Raw genomic sequence first — 15,009 nt, forward strand, 5'->3', positions numbered from 1 at the left:
GAGGCCCGTCAGCCGCGGGCCGCGAGCCCGCACACCAGTGCCGTACCAGCACGCCCGACCGCGCGCCGGAGAGGAGCAGCCCCCGTGGCACCCAGGATCGCCCTCGCGCCCGACCCGCACGGCCCCGGCGGCCGGCTCCAGCCGCTCGACGACGCGGGCACCCCGCTCGGCCCGCCGGAGCCGGTCCCCGACCTCGCCGCCGCGGTCGCCGCCCGGGAGGCCGCCGACCGCCCCCGCTGGGTCTGGGCCGCCGCCGACTCCGGGTACGCCCCGCTGCTGCCCCGGCTGCCCGACCGGGTCGCCCGCTGCCACGACCTGCGGCTGGTCGAGGCGCTGCTGCTGGCGCACGAGGGCCGGTTCGGCGCGCCGCGCTCGCTCGGCGCGGCCTGGGCCCGGCTGCGCGGCCTGCCCGTCCCGGCGGACCTGCCCGAGCCCGGCCCGGCCGACGCCGACGACGGCCAGGACACCCTGTTCGCCCCCGACCGGCTGCAACTGCCGCCCGGCGCCGACCCGCTGGCCGCCGTGGTCGCCGTCCACGCCGAGCAGCAGCGCCGGATCGCCGCCGTCGCCGACCCGGCCGCCCGGCAGCGCTTCCGGCTGCTGGTCGCCGCCGAGTCGGCCGGCGCCCTGGTGGCCGCCGAGATCGCCCAGGACGGCCTGCCCTGGCGCGCCGACGTCCACGACCGGCTGCTGACCGACCTGCTCGGCCCCCGCCCGAGCGTCCCCGGCACCCAGCCCCGGCTGCTCGCCGACCTCGCCGTCGAGCTCCAGCAGGCCCTCGGCGGCAAGCCGTTCAACCCCGACTCGCACACCCAGGTGCTGCGCGCCTTCGCCGAGGCCGGCATCCAGCTCACCTCCACCCGCTCCTGGGAGCTCAAGGAGATCGACCACCCGGCGGCCCGGCTGCTGGTCCGCTACAAGGAGCTGGCCCGGATCCACGTCGCCCACGGCTGGGCCTGGCAGGACGCCTGGGCCCGCGGCGGCCGCTTCCGGCCCGAGTACGTGGTCGGCGGTGTGGTCTCCGGCCGCTGGGCCAGCCGCGGCGGCGGCGCCCTGCAGATCCCGCGCATCCTGCGCCGGGCCGTGGTCGCCGACCCGGGCTGGCTGCTGGTCGTCGCCGACGCCGCCCAGCTGGAGCCCCGGGTGCTCGCCGCGCTCTCCCAGGACGCCGGGCTGGCCCGCACCGCCGCCGGCGGCGACCTGTACGAGGCGCTCGCCGCCACCGCCTTCCAGGGCGACCGGGACAAGGCCAAGCTCGGCCTGCTCGGCGCCATGTACGGGCAGACCAGCGGCGACATCGGCCCGCTGCTGAACACCCTGCGCCGCCGCTACCCGGCCGCGATGGGCTACGTCGAGGCCGCCGCCCGCACCGGCGAGGACGGCGGTGTGGTCTCCTCCCGGCTCGGCCGGGTCTGCCCGCCGGCCTCCGCCGACTTCCTCGACCTCACCGAGGCCGACACCGCGGGCGAGGCCGGCGGCCGCACCGCCCGCGCCCGCGGCCGCTTCACCCGCAACTTCGTCATCCAGGCCAGCGCCGCCGACTGGGCCCTCGCCCTCCTCGCGGCGCTGCGCCGACGGCTCGCCGAGCTGCCGGCGGCCGGCCCGGAGGACCGCCCGCACCTGGTGTTCTTCCAGCACGACGAGGTGCTGGTGCACACCCCGGCCAACCTCGCCGACCAGGTGGCCGCCGCCGTCGCCGAAGCCGCCGACGAGGCCCGCCGGCTGGTGTTCGGCGACACCCCGGTGCGCTTCCCGCTCACCACGGCGGTGGTGGACTGCTACGCCGACGCCAAGTGACCGGCCGGCCCGGGGCGGCCGCTACAGCTTCCGGAAGGAGCGCGCCTCCTCGGCCGCCGCGACCACCTCGGCCAGCCCCGCCCCGGTCGAGGCGGTGACGGCGGCGGCCACCGCGCCCTCCACGAACGGCGCGTCCACCAGCCGCACGCCCGGGCGCGGCTCGTCCTCCAGCACCGTGACGGCGGTGAGCACCGAGCTGCCGAGGTCCGGCAGCACGACCACGCCCGCCCCGCCGTCCGCCCGGGCGACCGCCCCGGCGATCAGCTCGTAGCTGGTCCCGAGCCCGCCGTCCTCCGTGCCGCCCGCGACCACCACCCGCACGCCGTCCGAGGCCAGTTCGGCGAGCAGCTCGCGCAGCCCCTCCGCGAGCCGGGCGCTGTGCGAGACCAGGACGATGCCCACGTTTCCACTCATGCGGACGACCCTACGGTCCGATCCCACTGCTCCGGGAGAGTGACGGGAAACGCGCGTGTCGCAGCCCGTGCCCGCCACCCCCGTCTGGCGTAGCGTCGGGTCAACAGCGTTGACCGCCGTAGCGTCCTCACCAAGGGAGCGAAGAGCGTTGAAGAAGCTGATCAACACCCCGGAGAGCGTCCTGGAGGACGCCCTGGCCGGGGTCGCCGCCGCCCATCCGGAGCTGGCGGTGGACATCCCCAACCGGGTGATCACCCGGGCCGCCCGCCCGGCCGGGCCCAAGGTCGCGCTGATCTCCGGCGGCGGCTCCGGCCACGAACCGCTGCACGGCGGCTTCGTCGGCCCCGGCATGCTCGACGCCGCCTGCCCGGGCGAGGTGTTCACGTCGCCCGTCCCGGACCAGATGCTGGCCGCCGCCAAGGCCGTGGAGAACGGCGCCGGCGTCGTCTTCGTCGTGAAGAACTACACCGGCGACGTGATGAACTTCGAGCTCGCCGCCGAACTCGCCGCCGAGGAGGGCCTCGAGGTCCGCACCGTCCTGGTCAACGACGACGTCGCGGTCGAGGACTCCACCTGGACGGCCGGCCGCCGGGGCACCGGCGCGACCGTCCTGGTCGAGAAGACCGCCGGCGCGCTGGCCGAGCGCGGCGCCCCGCTGGACGAGGTGGCCGCGCTCGGCGAGCGGGTCAACGCCGCCTCCCGCTCCTTCGCGATCGCGCTCACCGCCGCCACCGTCCCGGCCGCCGGCAAGCCCGGCTTCGACCTGCCCGAGGACGAGATCGAGGTCGGCGTCGGCATCCACGGCGAGCCCGGCCGCCGCCGCGAGAAGCTCCGCCCGGCCCGGGACCTTGCCGCCGAGGTGGTCGACACCATCCTCACCGACCACCACCTCACCCCCGGCGACGAGGTGATCGCCCTGCTCAACGGCCTCGGTGCCACCCCACTGCTGGAGCTGTACGTGGTCTACGGCGAGGTCGCCGCCCGCCTCGCCGAGCGCGGCATCACCGTGGCCCGCAGTCTGGTCGGCAACTACGTCACCAGCCTCGACATGGCCGGATTCTCCCTCACCCTCACCAAGGCCGACACCCAACTGCTGGAACTCTGGGACGCCCCGGTCGACACCCCCGCCCTCAAGCGGGCCTGAAGAGGAGCCGCGATGCCCGACACCCCCCGCTTCGACGGCCCGCTGGCCGAGTCCTGGATCCGCGCGATCGCCGCGGCCGTCGAGAAAGAGCAGCCCCGGCTCACCGAGCTGGACTCCGCGATCGGCGACGGCGACCACGGCAGCAACCTCCAGCGCGGCTTCACGGCCGCCCTCACCGCCCTGGACGCCCTCGGACCCGCCGACCCCGGCGCCGTCCTCACCAAAACCGGCACCACCCTCATCTCCAAGGTCGGCGGCGCCTCCGGACCGCTCTACGGCAAAGCCTTCCGCGCCATCGGCGCCGCCCTGCCAGGCCCCGCCGCCCCGGCCACCCTCGCCGAAGCCCTCTCCGCCGGCCTCGACGCCGTCCGCCTCCTCGGCAAGGCCGAACCCGGCGACAAAACCATCGTGGACGCCTGGACCCCGGCCGTCACCGCCTTCCGCACCGCGGCCGCCACCGGAGCCACCCTCCCCGAAGCCGCCACCGCAGCCGCCGACGCCGCCGAACAGGGCGCCCGCGACACCACCCCCCTCCAAGCCCGCAAGGGCCGCGCCTCCTACCTCGGCGAACGCAGCATCGGCCACCAGGACCCGGGCGCCACCTCCACCGCCCTCATCTTCCGCACCCTCGCCGAAACCCTCACCACCTAAGCCCCCCCCCCGCACCCCCACCCCACCTCCCGCACCTACCTCCCCCTCCCCCTCACCGGCGAGAGGGACGCGCTGCGGAAGGGGCGGCGCAGGGGGTGGGTGCGGAGAGGGGCGTTGCGGGTGATTTTCAGACTGCCAACGGCGACCAGCCCCACCCCACAGAGTGGGCAGTCTGAAAATCATCCAGCCCCCGGAGCACCCACCCCCGGAGCCGCCCCGCCCCCACCCTCCCGAGAGCCCCACCCCCACCCCCAAGCCCCGCGCAGCGGCCCCTCACCCATCCGTCCGCGTAATCAGCAACAACAAAGCGTCATCCCGCAACTCCCCACCCGTGTGCGCCAGCAGATCCCCGTAGACCCGCTCCACCGCCGCCTCCAGCTCCCCCGCCGAGCGCGCAGCGTCCCGCACCAGCGGCCCCACCCGCTCCGCCAGCGGGTAGAACTCCCCGCTCCTGCGGTGCCGCGCCTCGATCACCCCGTCCGTGCAGAGCACCAGCACATCCTCCGGTCCGAACGCCTGCCCCCAGGTGGTGGGCTCCCCGGAGGCGAGCCGGCCGAGGCCGAGCGGCACCCACGGGTCCGGCGCGTCCAGGACGTGCGCGTGTCCCTCGCCGTCGACCCGGATCGGCGGCACGTGCCCGTACTGCAGCAGCTCCATGACTCCCGGAGAGCGGAATTCGGCGAACAGCGCGGTGGTGAACTCCCCGTCCGGCACGTGCCGTTCGACGCTGGCCTCGATCCGGGCCGCGACGCCCCGCAGCCCGGCCTCGTCGTACGCGGCTTCGCGGAAGGCGCCGAGCACCACGGCCGCGGTCTGCACGGCCGCGAGCCCCTTGCCGCGGACGTCCCCGACGGCGACCCGGGTCCCGTGCGGCGTCTCCAGGGCGGAGTACAGGTCCCCGCCGATCTGTGAGGCGTCGGCCGCCGACACGTACCGTACGGCCAGCCGCAGCGGCCCGACGGTCGGCCCGGGCAGCCGGAGCAGCGCCCGCTGGGCGGCTTCGGCGACGGAGCTGACCGCCGCGAAGGCCGCCGCGCGCCGCATCCGGAGCTTGGCGACCCAGGCGGAGAAGAGGGTGACCACCAGGTAGCTGACCATGGCGCCGTAGAGGAAGCGCGCGTCGTTGATGTTGTCGACCTGGTCGTAGTGGCTGAGTCCGAACACGGCGAGCAGGCCGACCGCGCAGACCGCGAGCAGTTCGCGGGGCCGGAGGGTCAGTGCCGCGACGGTCGGCACGACGGTCATCAGCGGGGCGAGGTAGCGGTCCTTGCCGGAGAGGAAGTCCGCGAGCGCGACCAGCAGCATGGCGGCCACGGCCGGGGTGGCGCGCCGCCAGAGCGGCACGTCCTGGAGGTCGGCGGCCAGCAGGGCGCCGCGCTGCCGGCCCGGCGGCAGTCCGGCTGCCGTGGGAGCCGAGGGCGACTGGGCGCGGCGGATCGGAAACACATACCGAACATAAGGGACGATCACGGCACTCACCCATCCGCCCTGTCGCCTACGATGCGTTGCACCTCCCCCACCTCTCCGTGAAATACCCCAGAGGGGTATGGTGTCAGCACAGGAAAGCACAGGAACCGCACCGACCTTCCGGAGGCCCCGATGTCCAGCACCATCACCTACACCGTGTCCGGCATGAGCTGCGGCCACTGCGAGAAGGCGATCAGCGAGGAGCTCTCCGCGCTGTCCGGTGTCACCGACGTCGCCGCCGACTCCAAGGCCGGGACCGTGACGGTCTCCTCCGCCGCGCCGTTGGACGACGAGCAGGTCCGCGCCGCCGTGGACGAGGCCGGCTACGAGCTGGTCGGCCGCAGCTCCTGAACCGCCGAGGTGCGGCGGGGCCGGACCTCGGCCCCGCCCACGCCCCCACCGAGGAGCTGATCCGCATGAGCACGTCCGCCCCGGACGTCGAGGCCCGGGACCGGGTCGAGCTGTCGATCGGCGGGATGACCTGCGCCTCCTGCGCGGCCCGGATCGAGAAGAAGCTCAACCGGCTGGACGGCGTCGAGGCCACCGTCAACTACGCCACCGAGAAGGCCCGGGTCGACTACGGCCCCGGGGTCACGGTCGAGGAGCTGATCGCCACGGTCGAGCGCACCGGCTACACCGCCGAGCTCCCACCGCCCCCGGCCCCCGTCACCCCCATCGCCTCCGAGCCGACCGACCCCGCCGCCGCCGCGCCCGAGCGGCCCACCGCCGACCCCCGGTTCGACCCCCTGCTCGACCGGCTGCGGATCAGCGCCGTCCTCAGCCTCCCGGTGGTCATGCTGTCGATGGTCCCCGCCCTGCAGTTCGCCAACTGGCAGTGGCTGGCCTTCGCGCTGACCGGCCCGGTCGTGGTGTACGGCGGCCTGCCGTTCCACCGCGCCGCCTGGACCAACCTCAAGCACGGCGCCGCCACCATGGACACCCTGGTCTCGCTCGGCACCCTGGCCGCCTTCGGCTGGTCGTTCTGGGCGCTGTTCTGGGGCCACGCCGGCATGCCCGGGATGCGCCACGACTTCTCGCTGACCGTCGGCTCCGGTGACGCCTCCTCCACGCTCTACCTGGAGACCGCCGCCGCCGTCACCGTGCTCATCCTGCTCGGCCGCGCCCTGGAGGCCCGCTCCAAGCGCCGGGCCGGCGCCGCGCTGCACGCCCTGCTCGACCTCGGCGCCAAGGAGGTCGCGGTCCTCCAGGGGGGCCGGGAGGTACGGCTGCCGGTGGACCGGCTGGCCGTCGGCACGCGCTTCGTGGTCCGCCCCGGCGAGAAGATCGCCACCGACGGCACGGTGGTCGAGGGCAGCTCCGCCGTGGACGCCTCGATGCTGACCGGCGAGTCCGTGCCGGCCGAGGTCGGGATCGGCGACGAGGTCACCGGCGCGACCGTCAACGCGGGCGGGCGGCTGGTCGTCGAGGCCACCCGGGTCGGCGCGGACACCCGGCTGGCCCGGATGGCCAAGCTGGTCGAGGAGGCCCAGAACGGCAAGGCCGCGGCCCAGCGCCTCGCCGACCGGATCTCCGCCGTCTTCGTCCCGGTGGTCGTCCTGATCGCCCTGGCCACCCTGGTCGGCCGGCTGCTGGCCACCGACAGCCCCACCGCCGCCTTCACCGCGGCGGTGGCCGTGCTGATCATCGCCTGCCCGTGCGCCCTCGGCCTGGCCACCCCGACCGCGCTGCTCGTCGGCACCGGCCGCGGCGCCCAGCTCGGCATCCTGATCAAGGGCCCGGAGGTCCTGGAGACCACCCGCAAGGTCGACACCGTCGTCCTGGACAAGACCGGCACCGTCACCACCGGCCGGATGACCCTGCTCGCCGTCCACACCGCCGAGGGCGTCGACGAGACCGAGGCGCTGCGGCTGGCCGGGGCCGTCGAACACGCCTCCGAGCACCCGATCGGCGCCGCCGTCGCCGCGGCCGCGATCGAGCGGACGGGCGAGCTGCCGCCGGTCGAGGGCTTCCGCAGCGTCCCCGGCCGGGGCGTGGAGGGTGTCGTGGCGGGCCGCACGGTGGTCGCCGGGCGCGAGGCCCTGCTCGCCGGCCGGGCGCTGCACCTGCCCCCCTCCCTGGCCCGCGCCAAGGCCGCCGCGGAGGCCGCCGGGCGCACCGCGGTCGCGGTCAGCTGGGACGGTGAGGCGCGGGCCGTGCTGGAGGTCGCCGACGCGGTCAAGCCGACCAGCGCCGAGGCGATCGCCCGGCTGCGCGCGCTGGGCCTGACCCCGGTGCTGCTGACCGGCGACAACCGGCTGGTCGCCGAGGCCGTGGCGGCCGAGGTCGGCATCGCACCGGAGCACGTGATCGCCGAGGTCATGCCGCAGGACAAGGTCGAGACGGTCAGGCGGCTGCAGGCCGAGGGCCGGGTCGTCGCGATGGTCGGCGACGGCGTCAACGACGCCGCCGCGCTCGCCCAGGCCGACCTGGGCCTGGCCATGGGCACCGGCACCGACGCCGCGATCGAGGCCGGCGACCTCACCCTGGTCCGCGGCGACCTCCTGGCCGCGGCCGACGCCATCCGGCTCTCCCGCAAGACCCTCGGCACCATCAAGGGCAACCTGTTCTGGGCCTTCGGCTACAACGTCGCGGCGATCCCGCTGGCCGCCGCCGGACTGCTCGACCCGATGATCGCCGGGGCCGCGATGGCCTTCTCCTCGGTCTTCGTGGTCACCAACAGCCTGCGGCTGCGCCGCTTCCGGCCCGCCTGAGGCTCAGCACCGGAGAGTGCGAGGGGCCCGGACCGCCGACGGTCCGGGCCCCTCGTCACGACGCGGGCGTCAACGCCCCAGCAGCTCGCCGCCGTTGCAGTGCAGGATCTCGCCGGTGATGAACCCGGCCTCGGGCGAGGCGAGGAAGTGCACCGCCGCCGCGACCTCCCCGGTCTCGCCGATCCGGCCGAGCAGGGTGCGGGCCGCCCGGCGGGCGACCTCGGCCTCGTCCAGCCGCGGCCCGAAGAACTCGGTGCCGCTGACCGTCCCCGGCGCGACGATGTTGGCGGTGATGCCCGAGGTGCCCAACTGGGCGGCCAGGAAGTGGTTCCAGGCGTGCAGCGAAGCCTTCGCCGCGCCGTACGAGCCGGCCCCGCGCAGGGCGGCGATGGAGCTGATGGTGACCACCCGGCCGGAGCCGGGGGTGAGCCGGTCGCGGATCGACTCGGTGAGCAGCACCACGGTCAGCACGTTGCGCTCGAAGTCGCCGCGCCAGCGGGCCAGCAGGGCGTGCGGGCCGCCGCCGACCACGGTCTCCCGGCTGCCGGCGTTGTTGACCAGGACGTCGATCCGCTCGGGCAGTCCGCGCAGCGCGGCCTCGACGTCGTCCGGGTCGGCGAGGTCGCACACCAGCGGGGTGACGTTCGGCCCGAGGTCGGCCGCCGCCTTCTCCAGGACCGCCCGCCGGCGGCCCACGATCACCACGTGGTCGTCCATCTCGGCGAACCGCCGCGCGACTTCGTACCCGATTCCCGTGCCACCGCCGGTGACGACGACGTTCCTGGCCATCTGCGCACTCCCTCCCCAGTTCCGCCGCCGCGCTGCGAGTGCGCGACGGTCCGTACCGGAATGCCACGATTCCTATCACGCTCGGTTGCCGTGACTGCGGGGAGGGTGACGTCCCGCGCGAGAGAAGGTGTGATATGGGCGGGGTACGACGCGCACACGGAGCGTGGCGAGAGGCAGCTCACACCCCCCGGGCGTAACTTCTCGCACCCTGATACGTCTTAGGTTGGTAGTGCGGCAGTTTTTCCGACGGGCGAGGACGCGATGAACGGCAACGCGTCCCCGCGCTTCCATCGGCTGTCGCCGACGGGGCTCCGGCGGGCCCCGGGAACGGTCGTCGTCCTCGACGGCCTTCGCGCACGGCGCCGGGGTCCTGGCGGGCCAGGGACGCTTTGAGCGGCCGTCCCCTGGCTGCGGCCGACCCCGGAGTCGTGCGCCGTACGGTTCCGTCCCCGCACGGACCCCCTCGGGGGCACCGCGCGGGGACGCGGAGGGGCCCGACCGCTCAGCAGCGGCCGGGCCCCTTTCAGCTTCCGCTCGGGCCGGTGCCCGTCGTCAGCGTCGTCGCGCGTCTCGTCAGCGACCCTCGAGCGGGACGTAGTCGCGGATCGCGGTGCCGGTGTAGATCTGGCGCGGACGGCCGATCCGGCTGGTCGGGTCGTTGATCATCTCGTGCCAGTGGGCGATCCAGCCCGGCAGCCGGCCGAGGGCGAACAGCACGGTGAACATGCTGGTCGGGAAGCCCATGGCGCGGTAGATCAGGCCGGTGTAGAAGTCCACGTTCGGGTACAGCTTGCGCGAGATGAAGAAGTCGTCCTTGAGGGCGTGCTCCTCCAGCTTGAGCGCGATGTCCAGCAGCTCGTCGCTCTTGCCGAGCTGGCCGAGGACCTCGTGCGCGAGCAGCTTGACCTGGGCGGCACGCGGGTCGAACGCCTTGTAGACCCGGTGGCCGAAGCCCATCAGCTTGACGCCGGCTTCCTTGTTCTTGACCTTCGTGATGAAGGCGTCGACGTCGCCGCCGTCCTTCTGGATGCTCTCCAGCATCTCCAGCACGGCCTGGTTGGCGCCGCCGTGCAGCGGGCCCCACAGGGCCGAGATGCCGGCCGAGATCGAGGCGAACAGGTTGGCGTGGCTGGAGCCGACCAGGCGCACGGTGGACGTCGAGCAGTTCTGCTCGTGGTCCGCGTGCAGGATGAGCAGCTTGTCCAGGGCGTTGACGACGACCGGGTTGAGCTCGTAGTCCTCGGCGGGGACCGCGAAGGTCATCCGCAGGAAGTTCTCGACGTAGCTCAGGTCGTTGCGCGGGTAGACGAAGGGCTGGCCCATCGCCTTCTTGTACGCGTACGCGGCGATCGTCGGCAGCTTGGCGAGCAGGCGGACCGTCGACAGGTGGCGCTGGGCCGCGTCGAACGGGTTGTGGCTCTCCGGGTAGAACGTGGACAGCGCGCCGACGACCGAGGACAGCATGGCCATCGGGTGGGCGTCCCGCGGGAAGCCCTGGAAGAAGCGCTTGACGTCCTCGTGCAGCAGGGTGTGCTGGGTGATCTCGCGGTTGAACTCGGCCAGCTGGGTCTCGTTGGGCAGCTCACCGTTGATCAGGAGGTACGCGGTCTCGACGAAGCCGCCCTGCGAGGCGAGCTGCTCGATCGGGTAGCCGCGGTACCGCAGGATGCCGTTGTCGCCGTCCACGAAGGTGATCGCGGACTTGTACGCGGCGGTGTTACCGAAGCCGTTGTCCAGGGTGACCAGGCCGGTCTGCGGGAGCAGCTTCGAGATGTCGAAGCCGGCGTTGCCCGCAGTGCTCTCGACGACGGGGTACTCGTACTCGCCGTCCTGGTACCTCAGTACTACCGAGTTGTCGCTCACGTCTTCCTCACCGACGAAATGAATCCTCTTCCAAGGTGCCCTGACTGTCTCCACGATCCCCCATCCGGAGGACAGCCGCGCACCCGGGGTGGCCCGAAAGGGCCCGCCCCTACAAAACCTGCCGCCGCAGCCGGTACGAACCGGACAAGATCGGCACCACCCTAGGCTCTGCCGTAAATCTCTTCACGTCAAGAGAACCTTAGAGGCAACCATCCTGTTGGATAATCATCCAGTAGTCAGCCGATGATCGAGCGCGGTATGCCTCCGACCTGCGCTGACGGCCCGTACGGCCTGGGCGATCGCCTTCCGTGACCCGACCAGCACCACGAGTTTCCGTGCCCTGGTCACAGCGGTGTAGAGCAGGTTCCGCTGGAGCATCGTCCAAGCGGACATGGTGACCGGAATCACCACCACCGGGTACTCGCTGCCCTGCGAGCGGTGGATGGTCACCGCGTACGCGTGCGACAGCTCGTCCAGTTCGTCGAAGTCGTACCCCACCTCCTCGTCCTCGTCGGTGAGCACCGTCAGCCGCTGGTCGTCCACGCTGAGGGCGGTCACCACTCCCACTGTGCCGTTGAAGACGCCGTTCCGCCCCTTGTCGTAGTTGTTGCGGATCTGCGTGACCTTGTCCCCCACCCTGAACGTACGACCACCGAAGCGGCGTTCAGCCAGCCCCTCCCGGGCCGGCGTCACCGCCCCCTGCAACAGCGTGTTCAGCGCGCCCGCACCCGCCGGCCCCCGGTGCATCGGCGCCAGCACCTGGATGTCCCGGCGCGGGTCGAAGCCGAACTTCCCCGGGATCCGGCGCGCCACCACGTCCACCGTCAGCCCGGCCGCCCGCTCCGCGTCGTCCTCCGCGAACAGGAAGAAGTCCGCCAGACCCTCCGTCAGCGGCGGCCTGCCCTCGTTGATCCGGTGCGCGTTCGTCACCACCCCCGACTGCTGCGCCTGCCGGAAGATCCTGGTCAGCCGCACCGACGGGATCGGCCCGCCCTCCGCCAGCAGGTCCCGCAGCACCTCCCCGGCCCCCACCGACGGCAGCTGGTCCACGTCCCCCACGAACAGCAGGTGCGCGCCCATCGGCACCGCCTTGACCAGCTTGTTCGCCAGGATCAGGTCCAGCATCGAGGCCTCGTCGACCACCACCAGGTCCGCGTCCAGCGGCCGGTCCCGGTCGTACGCGGCGTCCCCGCCCGGCTTCAGCTCCAGCAGCCGGTGCACCGTCGACGCCTCCACCCCGGTCAGCTCCGCCAGCCGCTTCGCCGCCCGGCCGGTCGGCGCCGCCAGCACCACCTTGGCCCGCTTCGCCAGCGCCAGCGTCACGATCGACCGCACCGTGAACGACTTGCCGCACCCCGGACCGCCCGTCAGCACCGCGACCCGCTCGGTCAACGCCAGCCGGACCGACTGCTCCTGCTCCGGCGCCAGCTCCGCGCCCGTCCGCTTCGCCAGCCAGTCCAGCGCCACCGGCCAGTCCACGTCCGCGAACCACGGCATCCGGTCCGTGTCCGAACGCAGCAGCCGCAGCAGCTGGTTGGCCAGCGAGATCTCCGCCCGGTGGAACGGCACCAGGTACACGGCCGTGATCGACTCGCCGCCCTCCCCCGGCACCTGCTCGCGCACCACCCCCTCGGTCGCCACCAGCTCCGCCAGGCAGTCGATCACCAGCCCCACGTCCACCTGCAGCAGCTTCACGCCGTCCGCGATCAGCCGCTCCTCCGGCAGGAAGCAGTGCCCCTGGTCGCTGCTCTGCGACAGCGCGTACTGCAGCCCCGCCTTCACCCGCTCCGGGCTGTCGTGCGGGATCCCCACCGCCTGGGCGATCCGGTCCGCCGTCAGGAAGCCGATGCCCCACACGTCCGAGGCCAGCCGGTACGGCTCGTTCTTCACCACACCGATCGAACCGTCGCCGTACTGCTTGTAGATTCGCACAGCCAGCGAGGTCGACACCCCGACCCCCTGCAGGAAGACCATCACCTCCTTGATGGCCTTCTGCTCCTCCCAGGCCGCCGCGATCTTCTTCGTCCGCTTCGGCCCCAGCCCCGGCACCTCGATCAGCCGGCCCGGCTCGTTCTCGATCACCTCCAGGGTGTCCGCCCCGAACCGCTCCACGATCCGCTCGGCGAACCGCGGCCCGATCCCCTTGATCAGCCCCGAACCCAGGTACCGCTGGATGCCCTGCACCGTCGCCGGCAGCACCGTGGTGTAGTTCTCCACCGTGAACTGCCGCCCGTACTGCGGGTGCGAACCCCACCGGCCGTGCAGTCGCAGCGACTCCCCGACCTGCGCCCCCAACAGCGCGCCCACCACCGTCAGCAGCTCGTTCGCCCCGCGGCCGGTGTCCACCCGGGCCACCGTGTAGCCGGTCTCCTCGTTGGCGTAGGTGATCCGCTCCAGCACGCCCTCGACCTGCGCGAGCTGCCGCGGCTGCTGCTCCGACGGCGCCTGCTTGCTCACCGGGCCCCCTCCGGTACGGGTGGAACATTGCGCTACGCACCGTACCGCCCGGCCCCGACAGGCCCACACTCTCCGGCCGGCCGATCCGGGCCGGTGGCCTGCCGTGCAGCGCCCCGACCGAGGTGCCAGGCTGTGAGGGACGCAGGGGGACCGTCGACCGCGCCCCTCCCGGGCCCGGCCCCGTCCGAGGAGCTGCACCGACATGCTCAACACCGCCTTCCGCCCCGGCTCCCCGGACTGGCTCGACCTGAGCAGCCCCGACACCCGGGCCTCCGTCGACTTCTACACCGCCCTGTTCGGCTGGACCTTCGCCTCGGCCGGCCCCGAAGCCGGCGGCTACGGCTTCTTCCGGCTCGACGGCCGCACCGTCGCCGCCCTCGGCCCCCTCACCGAAGAAGGCGCCCTGCCCGGCTGGACCCTGTACTTCGCCACCCTCGACGCCGACCGCACCACCGAACTCGTCGAACAGGCCGGCGGCACCGTCCGGTTCCCTCCCTTCGACGTCTTCACCGCGGGCCGGATGGCCGGCTACACCGACCCCTCCGGCGCCGACTTCGCCGTCTGGCAGCCGCACGACACCCGCGGCCTGGACGTCGTCGACGAGAACGGCAGCCTCTGCTGGGCCGAGTGCCACAGCGTCGACGCCGAACGCGCCAAGTCCTTCTACCGCACGGTCTTCGGCTGGCAGGAACAGGACGTCCCGTTCGAAGGCTCCCTCTACACCGTCCTCACCCCGGCCGGCGGCGGCACCGACGACGCCCACGGCGGCATCGCCCAGCTCAGCCCCGAACGCACCGCCGCCGGCACCGGCTCGCACTGGCTCCCCTACTTCGAGGTCCCCAACCCGGACGCCAGCCTCGCCATCGCGAGCACCCTCGGCGCGACCGTGCGGATCCCGGCCACCGACGTCCACGGCGTCGGCCGCCTCGCCCAGCTGACCGACCCGCACGGCGCCGCCTTCGCCGTCATCACCAGTGCCGGGCCCGGGGAGTGACAGCGGATCACCTCGCCCCCGGCACTTCCCCGGCTCCTCCCCCCAGAACCTCCCAGAAGGGGCGTGAAGGGGTGCTACGGGCGTAGACAGGTGGAGGGTGGGAGACCAGCGCTTCTATTCTCTGATCATGAGCGACAGGACCGATCTCACGATCCGCCGGGCCACCGGGGCGGACCTCCCCGCGGTAGTGGCGATGCTCGCGGACGACCCACTGGGCGCGACCCGCGAGAGCCCCGACGACCTCACCCCCTACCGCGAAGCCTTCACCCGCATCGAGGGCGACCCGCACCAGCACCTGGTCGTCGCCGAACGCGCCGGCCGCACCGTCGGCACCCTCCAACTCACCGTCGTCCCCGGCCTCTCCCGACGGGGCGCCACCCGCACCATCATCGAAGCCGTCCGCATCCACGCCGACGAACGCGGCAGCGGGCTCGGCACCGTCCTGATCCAGTGGGCCGTCGAACGCTCCCGCGAACTCGGCTCCGACCTCGTCCAGCTCACCTCCGACGCCACCCGCACCGACGCACACCGCTTCTACGAGCGACTCGGCTTCGAGCCGTCGCACATCGGGTTCAAGCTGAAGCTCTGACAACGGAATTACGGAAATGACGCCGTAAACGCGAAGAACCCCCATCCGGGATCCGGATGGGGGTTCTTCACAATGATTGTTCGGCGGCGTCCTACTCTCCCACAGGGTCCCCCCTGCAGTACCATCGGCGCTG

12 protein-coding genes are annotated in these 15,009 nt (G+C 73.2%); 7 read left to right on the forward strand and 5 right to left on the reverse strand.

The window, feature by feature from the left end:
- Positions 1-84 precede the first annotated feature (84 nt).
- Positions 85-1,797, forward strand: coding sequence for a bifunctional 3'-5' exonuclease/DNA polymerase (locus tag IE332_RS16145; protein WP_189916538.1), 1,713 nt, complete (start codon positions 85-87; stop codon positions 1,795-1,797).
- A gap of 21 nt (positions 1,798-1,818) precedes the next feature.
- Here IE332_RS16145 and dhaM read toward each other — a convergent pair whose 3' ends face one another.
- Positions 1,819-2,211 carry a dihydroxyacetone kinase phosphoryl donor subunit DhaM gene (dhaM, locus tag IE332_RS16150; RefSeq protein WP_189916539.1) on the reverse strand — a complete coding sequence of 131 codons (393 nt, stop codon included), beginning with the start codon at positions 2,209-2,211 and terminating at the stop codon, positions 1,819-1,821.
- Positions 2,212-2,359: 148 nt separating this feature from the next.
- On the opposite strand from dhaM, the gene dhaK reads away from it, so the two are divergent.
- Together dhaK and dhaL are read left to right on the forward strand one after the other, a co-directional pair.
- Positions 2,360-3,355, forward strand: a complete 996-nt coding sequence (gene dhaK, locus IE332_RS16155; protein WP_189916540.1) for a dihydroxyacetone kinase subunit DhaK — start codon at positions 2,360-2,362, stop codon at positions 3,353-3,355.
- Positions 3,356-3,367: 12 nt separating this feature from the next.
- Positions 3,368-4,006, forward strand: a complete 639-nt coding sequence (gene dhaL / locus IE332_RS16160; RefSeq protein WP_189916541.1) for a dihydroxyacetone kinase subunit DhaL — start codon at positions 3,368-3,370, stop codon at positions 4,004-4,006.
- Positions 4,007-4,279: 273 nt separating this feature from the next.
- Here dhaL and IE332_RS16165 read toward each other — a convergent pair whose 3' ends face one another.
- A complete protein-coding gene (locus IE332_RS16165; protein WP_229928632.1) occupies positions 4,280-5,452 on the reverse strand; it encodes a PP2C family protein-serine/threonine phosphatase in 1,173 nt (390 codons plus the stop codon).
- A 153-nt stretch (positions 5,453-5,605) separates the two neighbouring features.
- Here IE332_RS16165 and IE332_RS16170 point away from each other — a divergent pair, with 153 nt between their 5' ends.
- Both IE332_RS16170 and IE332_RS16175 read left to right on the forward strand, forming a co-directional pair.
- Positions 5,606-5,824, forward strand: coding sequence for a heavy-metal-associated domain-containing protein (locus IE332_RS16170; RefSeq protein WP_189916542.1), 219 nt, complete (start codon positions 5,606-5,608; stop codon positions 5,822-5,824).
- 65 nt (positions 5,825-5,889) lie between these two features.
- Positions 5,890-8,184, forward strand: coding sequence for a heavy metal translocating P-type ATPase (locus tag IE332_RS16175; protein WP_189916543.1), 2,295 nt, complete (start codon positions 5,890-5,892; stop codon positions 8,182-8,184).
- A gap of 69 nt (positions 8,185-8,253) precedes the next feature.
- Here the strand turns inward: IE332_RS16175 and IE332_RS16180 are convergent, their stop codons facing one another.
- From IE332_RS16180 to recD2, 3 genes are all read right to left on the reverse strand, one after another.
- Complete coding sequence (locus IE332_RS16180; protein ID WP_189916544.1) at positions 8,254-8,973, reverse strand: SDR family NAD(P)-dependent oxidoreductase; 720 nt, start codon at positions 8,971-8,973, stop codon at positions 8,254-8,256.
- 573 nt (positions 8,974-9,546) lie between these two features.
- A complete protein-coding gene (locus IE332_RS16185) occupies positions 9,547-10,836 on the reverse strand; it encodes a citrate synthase (protein WP_189916545.1) in 1,290 nt (429 codons plus the stop codon).
- Between the two features lie 225 nt (positions 10,837-11,061).
- Entirely contained in the window at positions 11,062-13,293 is a 2,232-nt protein-coding gene (recD2, locus tag IE332_RS16190) for an SF1B family DNA helicase RecD2 (protein ID WP_189916546.1), read from the reverse strand.
- A 202-nt stretch (positions 13,294-13,495) separates the two neighbouring features.
- On the opposite strand from recD2, the gene IE332_RS16195 reads away from it, so the two are divergent.
- On the forward strand, positions 13,496-14,287 hold the full coding sequence (locus IE332_RS16195) for a VOC family protein (protein WP_189916547.1): 792 nt from the start codon (positions 13,496-13,498) through the stop codon (positions 14,285-14,287).
- 127 nt (positions 14,288-14,414) lie between these two features.
- Positions 14,415-14,876, forward strand: coding sequence for a GNAT family N-acetyltransferase (locus IE332_RS16200; protein ID WP_189916548.1), 462 nt, complete (start codon positions 14,415-14,417; stop codon positions 14,874-14,876).
- The last annotated feature ends 133 nt before the right edge of the window (positions 14,877-15,009 follow it).

It is taken from the genome of Kitasatospora xanthocidica (assembly GCF_014656195.1).
In the GTDB taxonomy this organism is placed as follows: Bacteria; Actinomycetota; Actinomycetes; order Streptomycetales; family Streptomycetaceae; genus Kitasatospora; species Kitasatospora xanthocidica.

Excerpts from the sequence above, each read along its gene's own strand:
- dhaM (WP_189916539.1), bottom strand. The coding sequence starts at position 2,211 with ATGAGTGGAAACGTGGGCATCGTCCTGGTCTCGCACAGCGCCCGGCTC.
- dhaL (WP_189916541.1), top strand. The coding sequence starts at position 3,368 with ATGCCCGACACCCCCCGCTTCGACGGCCCGCTGGCCGAGTCCTGGATC.
- IE332_RS16170 (WP_189916542.1), top strand. The coding sequence starts at position 5,606 with ATGTCCAGCACCATCACCTACACCGTGTCCGGCATGAGCTGCGGCCAC.
- IE332_RS16175 (WP_189916543.1), top strand. The coding sequence starts at position 5,890 with ATGAGCACGTCCGCCCCGGACGTCGAGGCCCGGGACCGGGTCGAGCTG.
- IE332_RS16180 (WP_189916544.1), bottom strand. The coding sequence starts at position 8,973 with ATGGCCAGGAACGTCGTCGTCACCGGCGGTGGCACGGGAATCGGGTAC.
- IE332_RS16195 (WP_189916547.1), top strand. The coding sequence starts at position 13,496 with ATGCTCAACACCGCCTTCCGCCCCGGCTCCCCGGACTGGCTCGACCTG.
- IE332_RS16200 (WP_189916548.1), top strand. The coding sequence starts at position 14,415 with ATGAGCGACAGGACCGATCTCACGATCCGCCGGGCCACCGGGGCGGAC.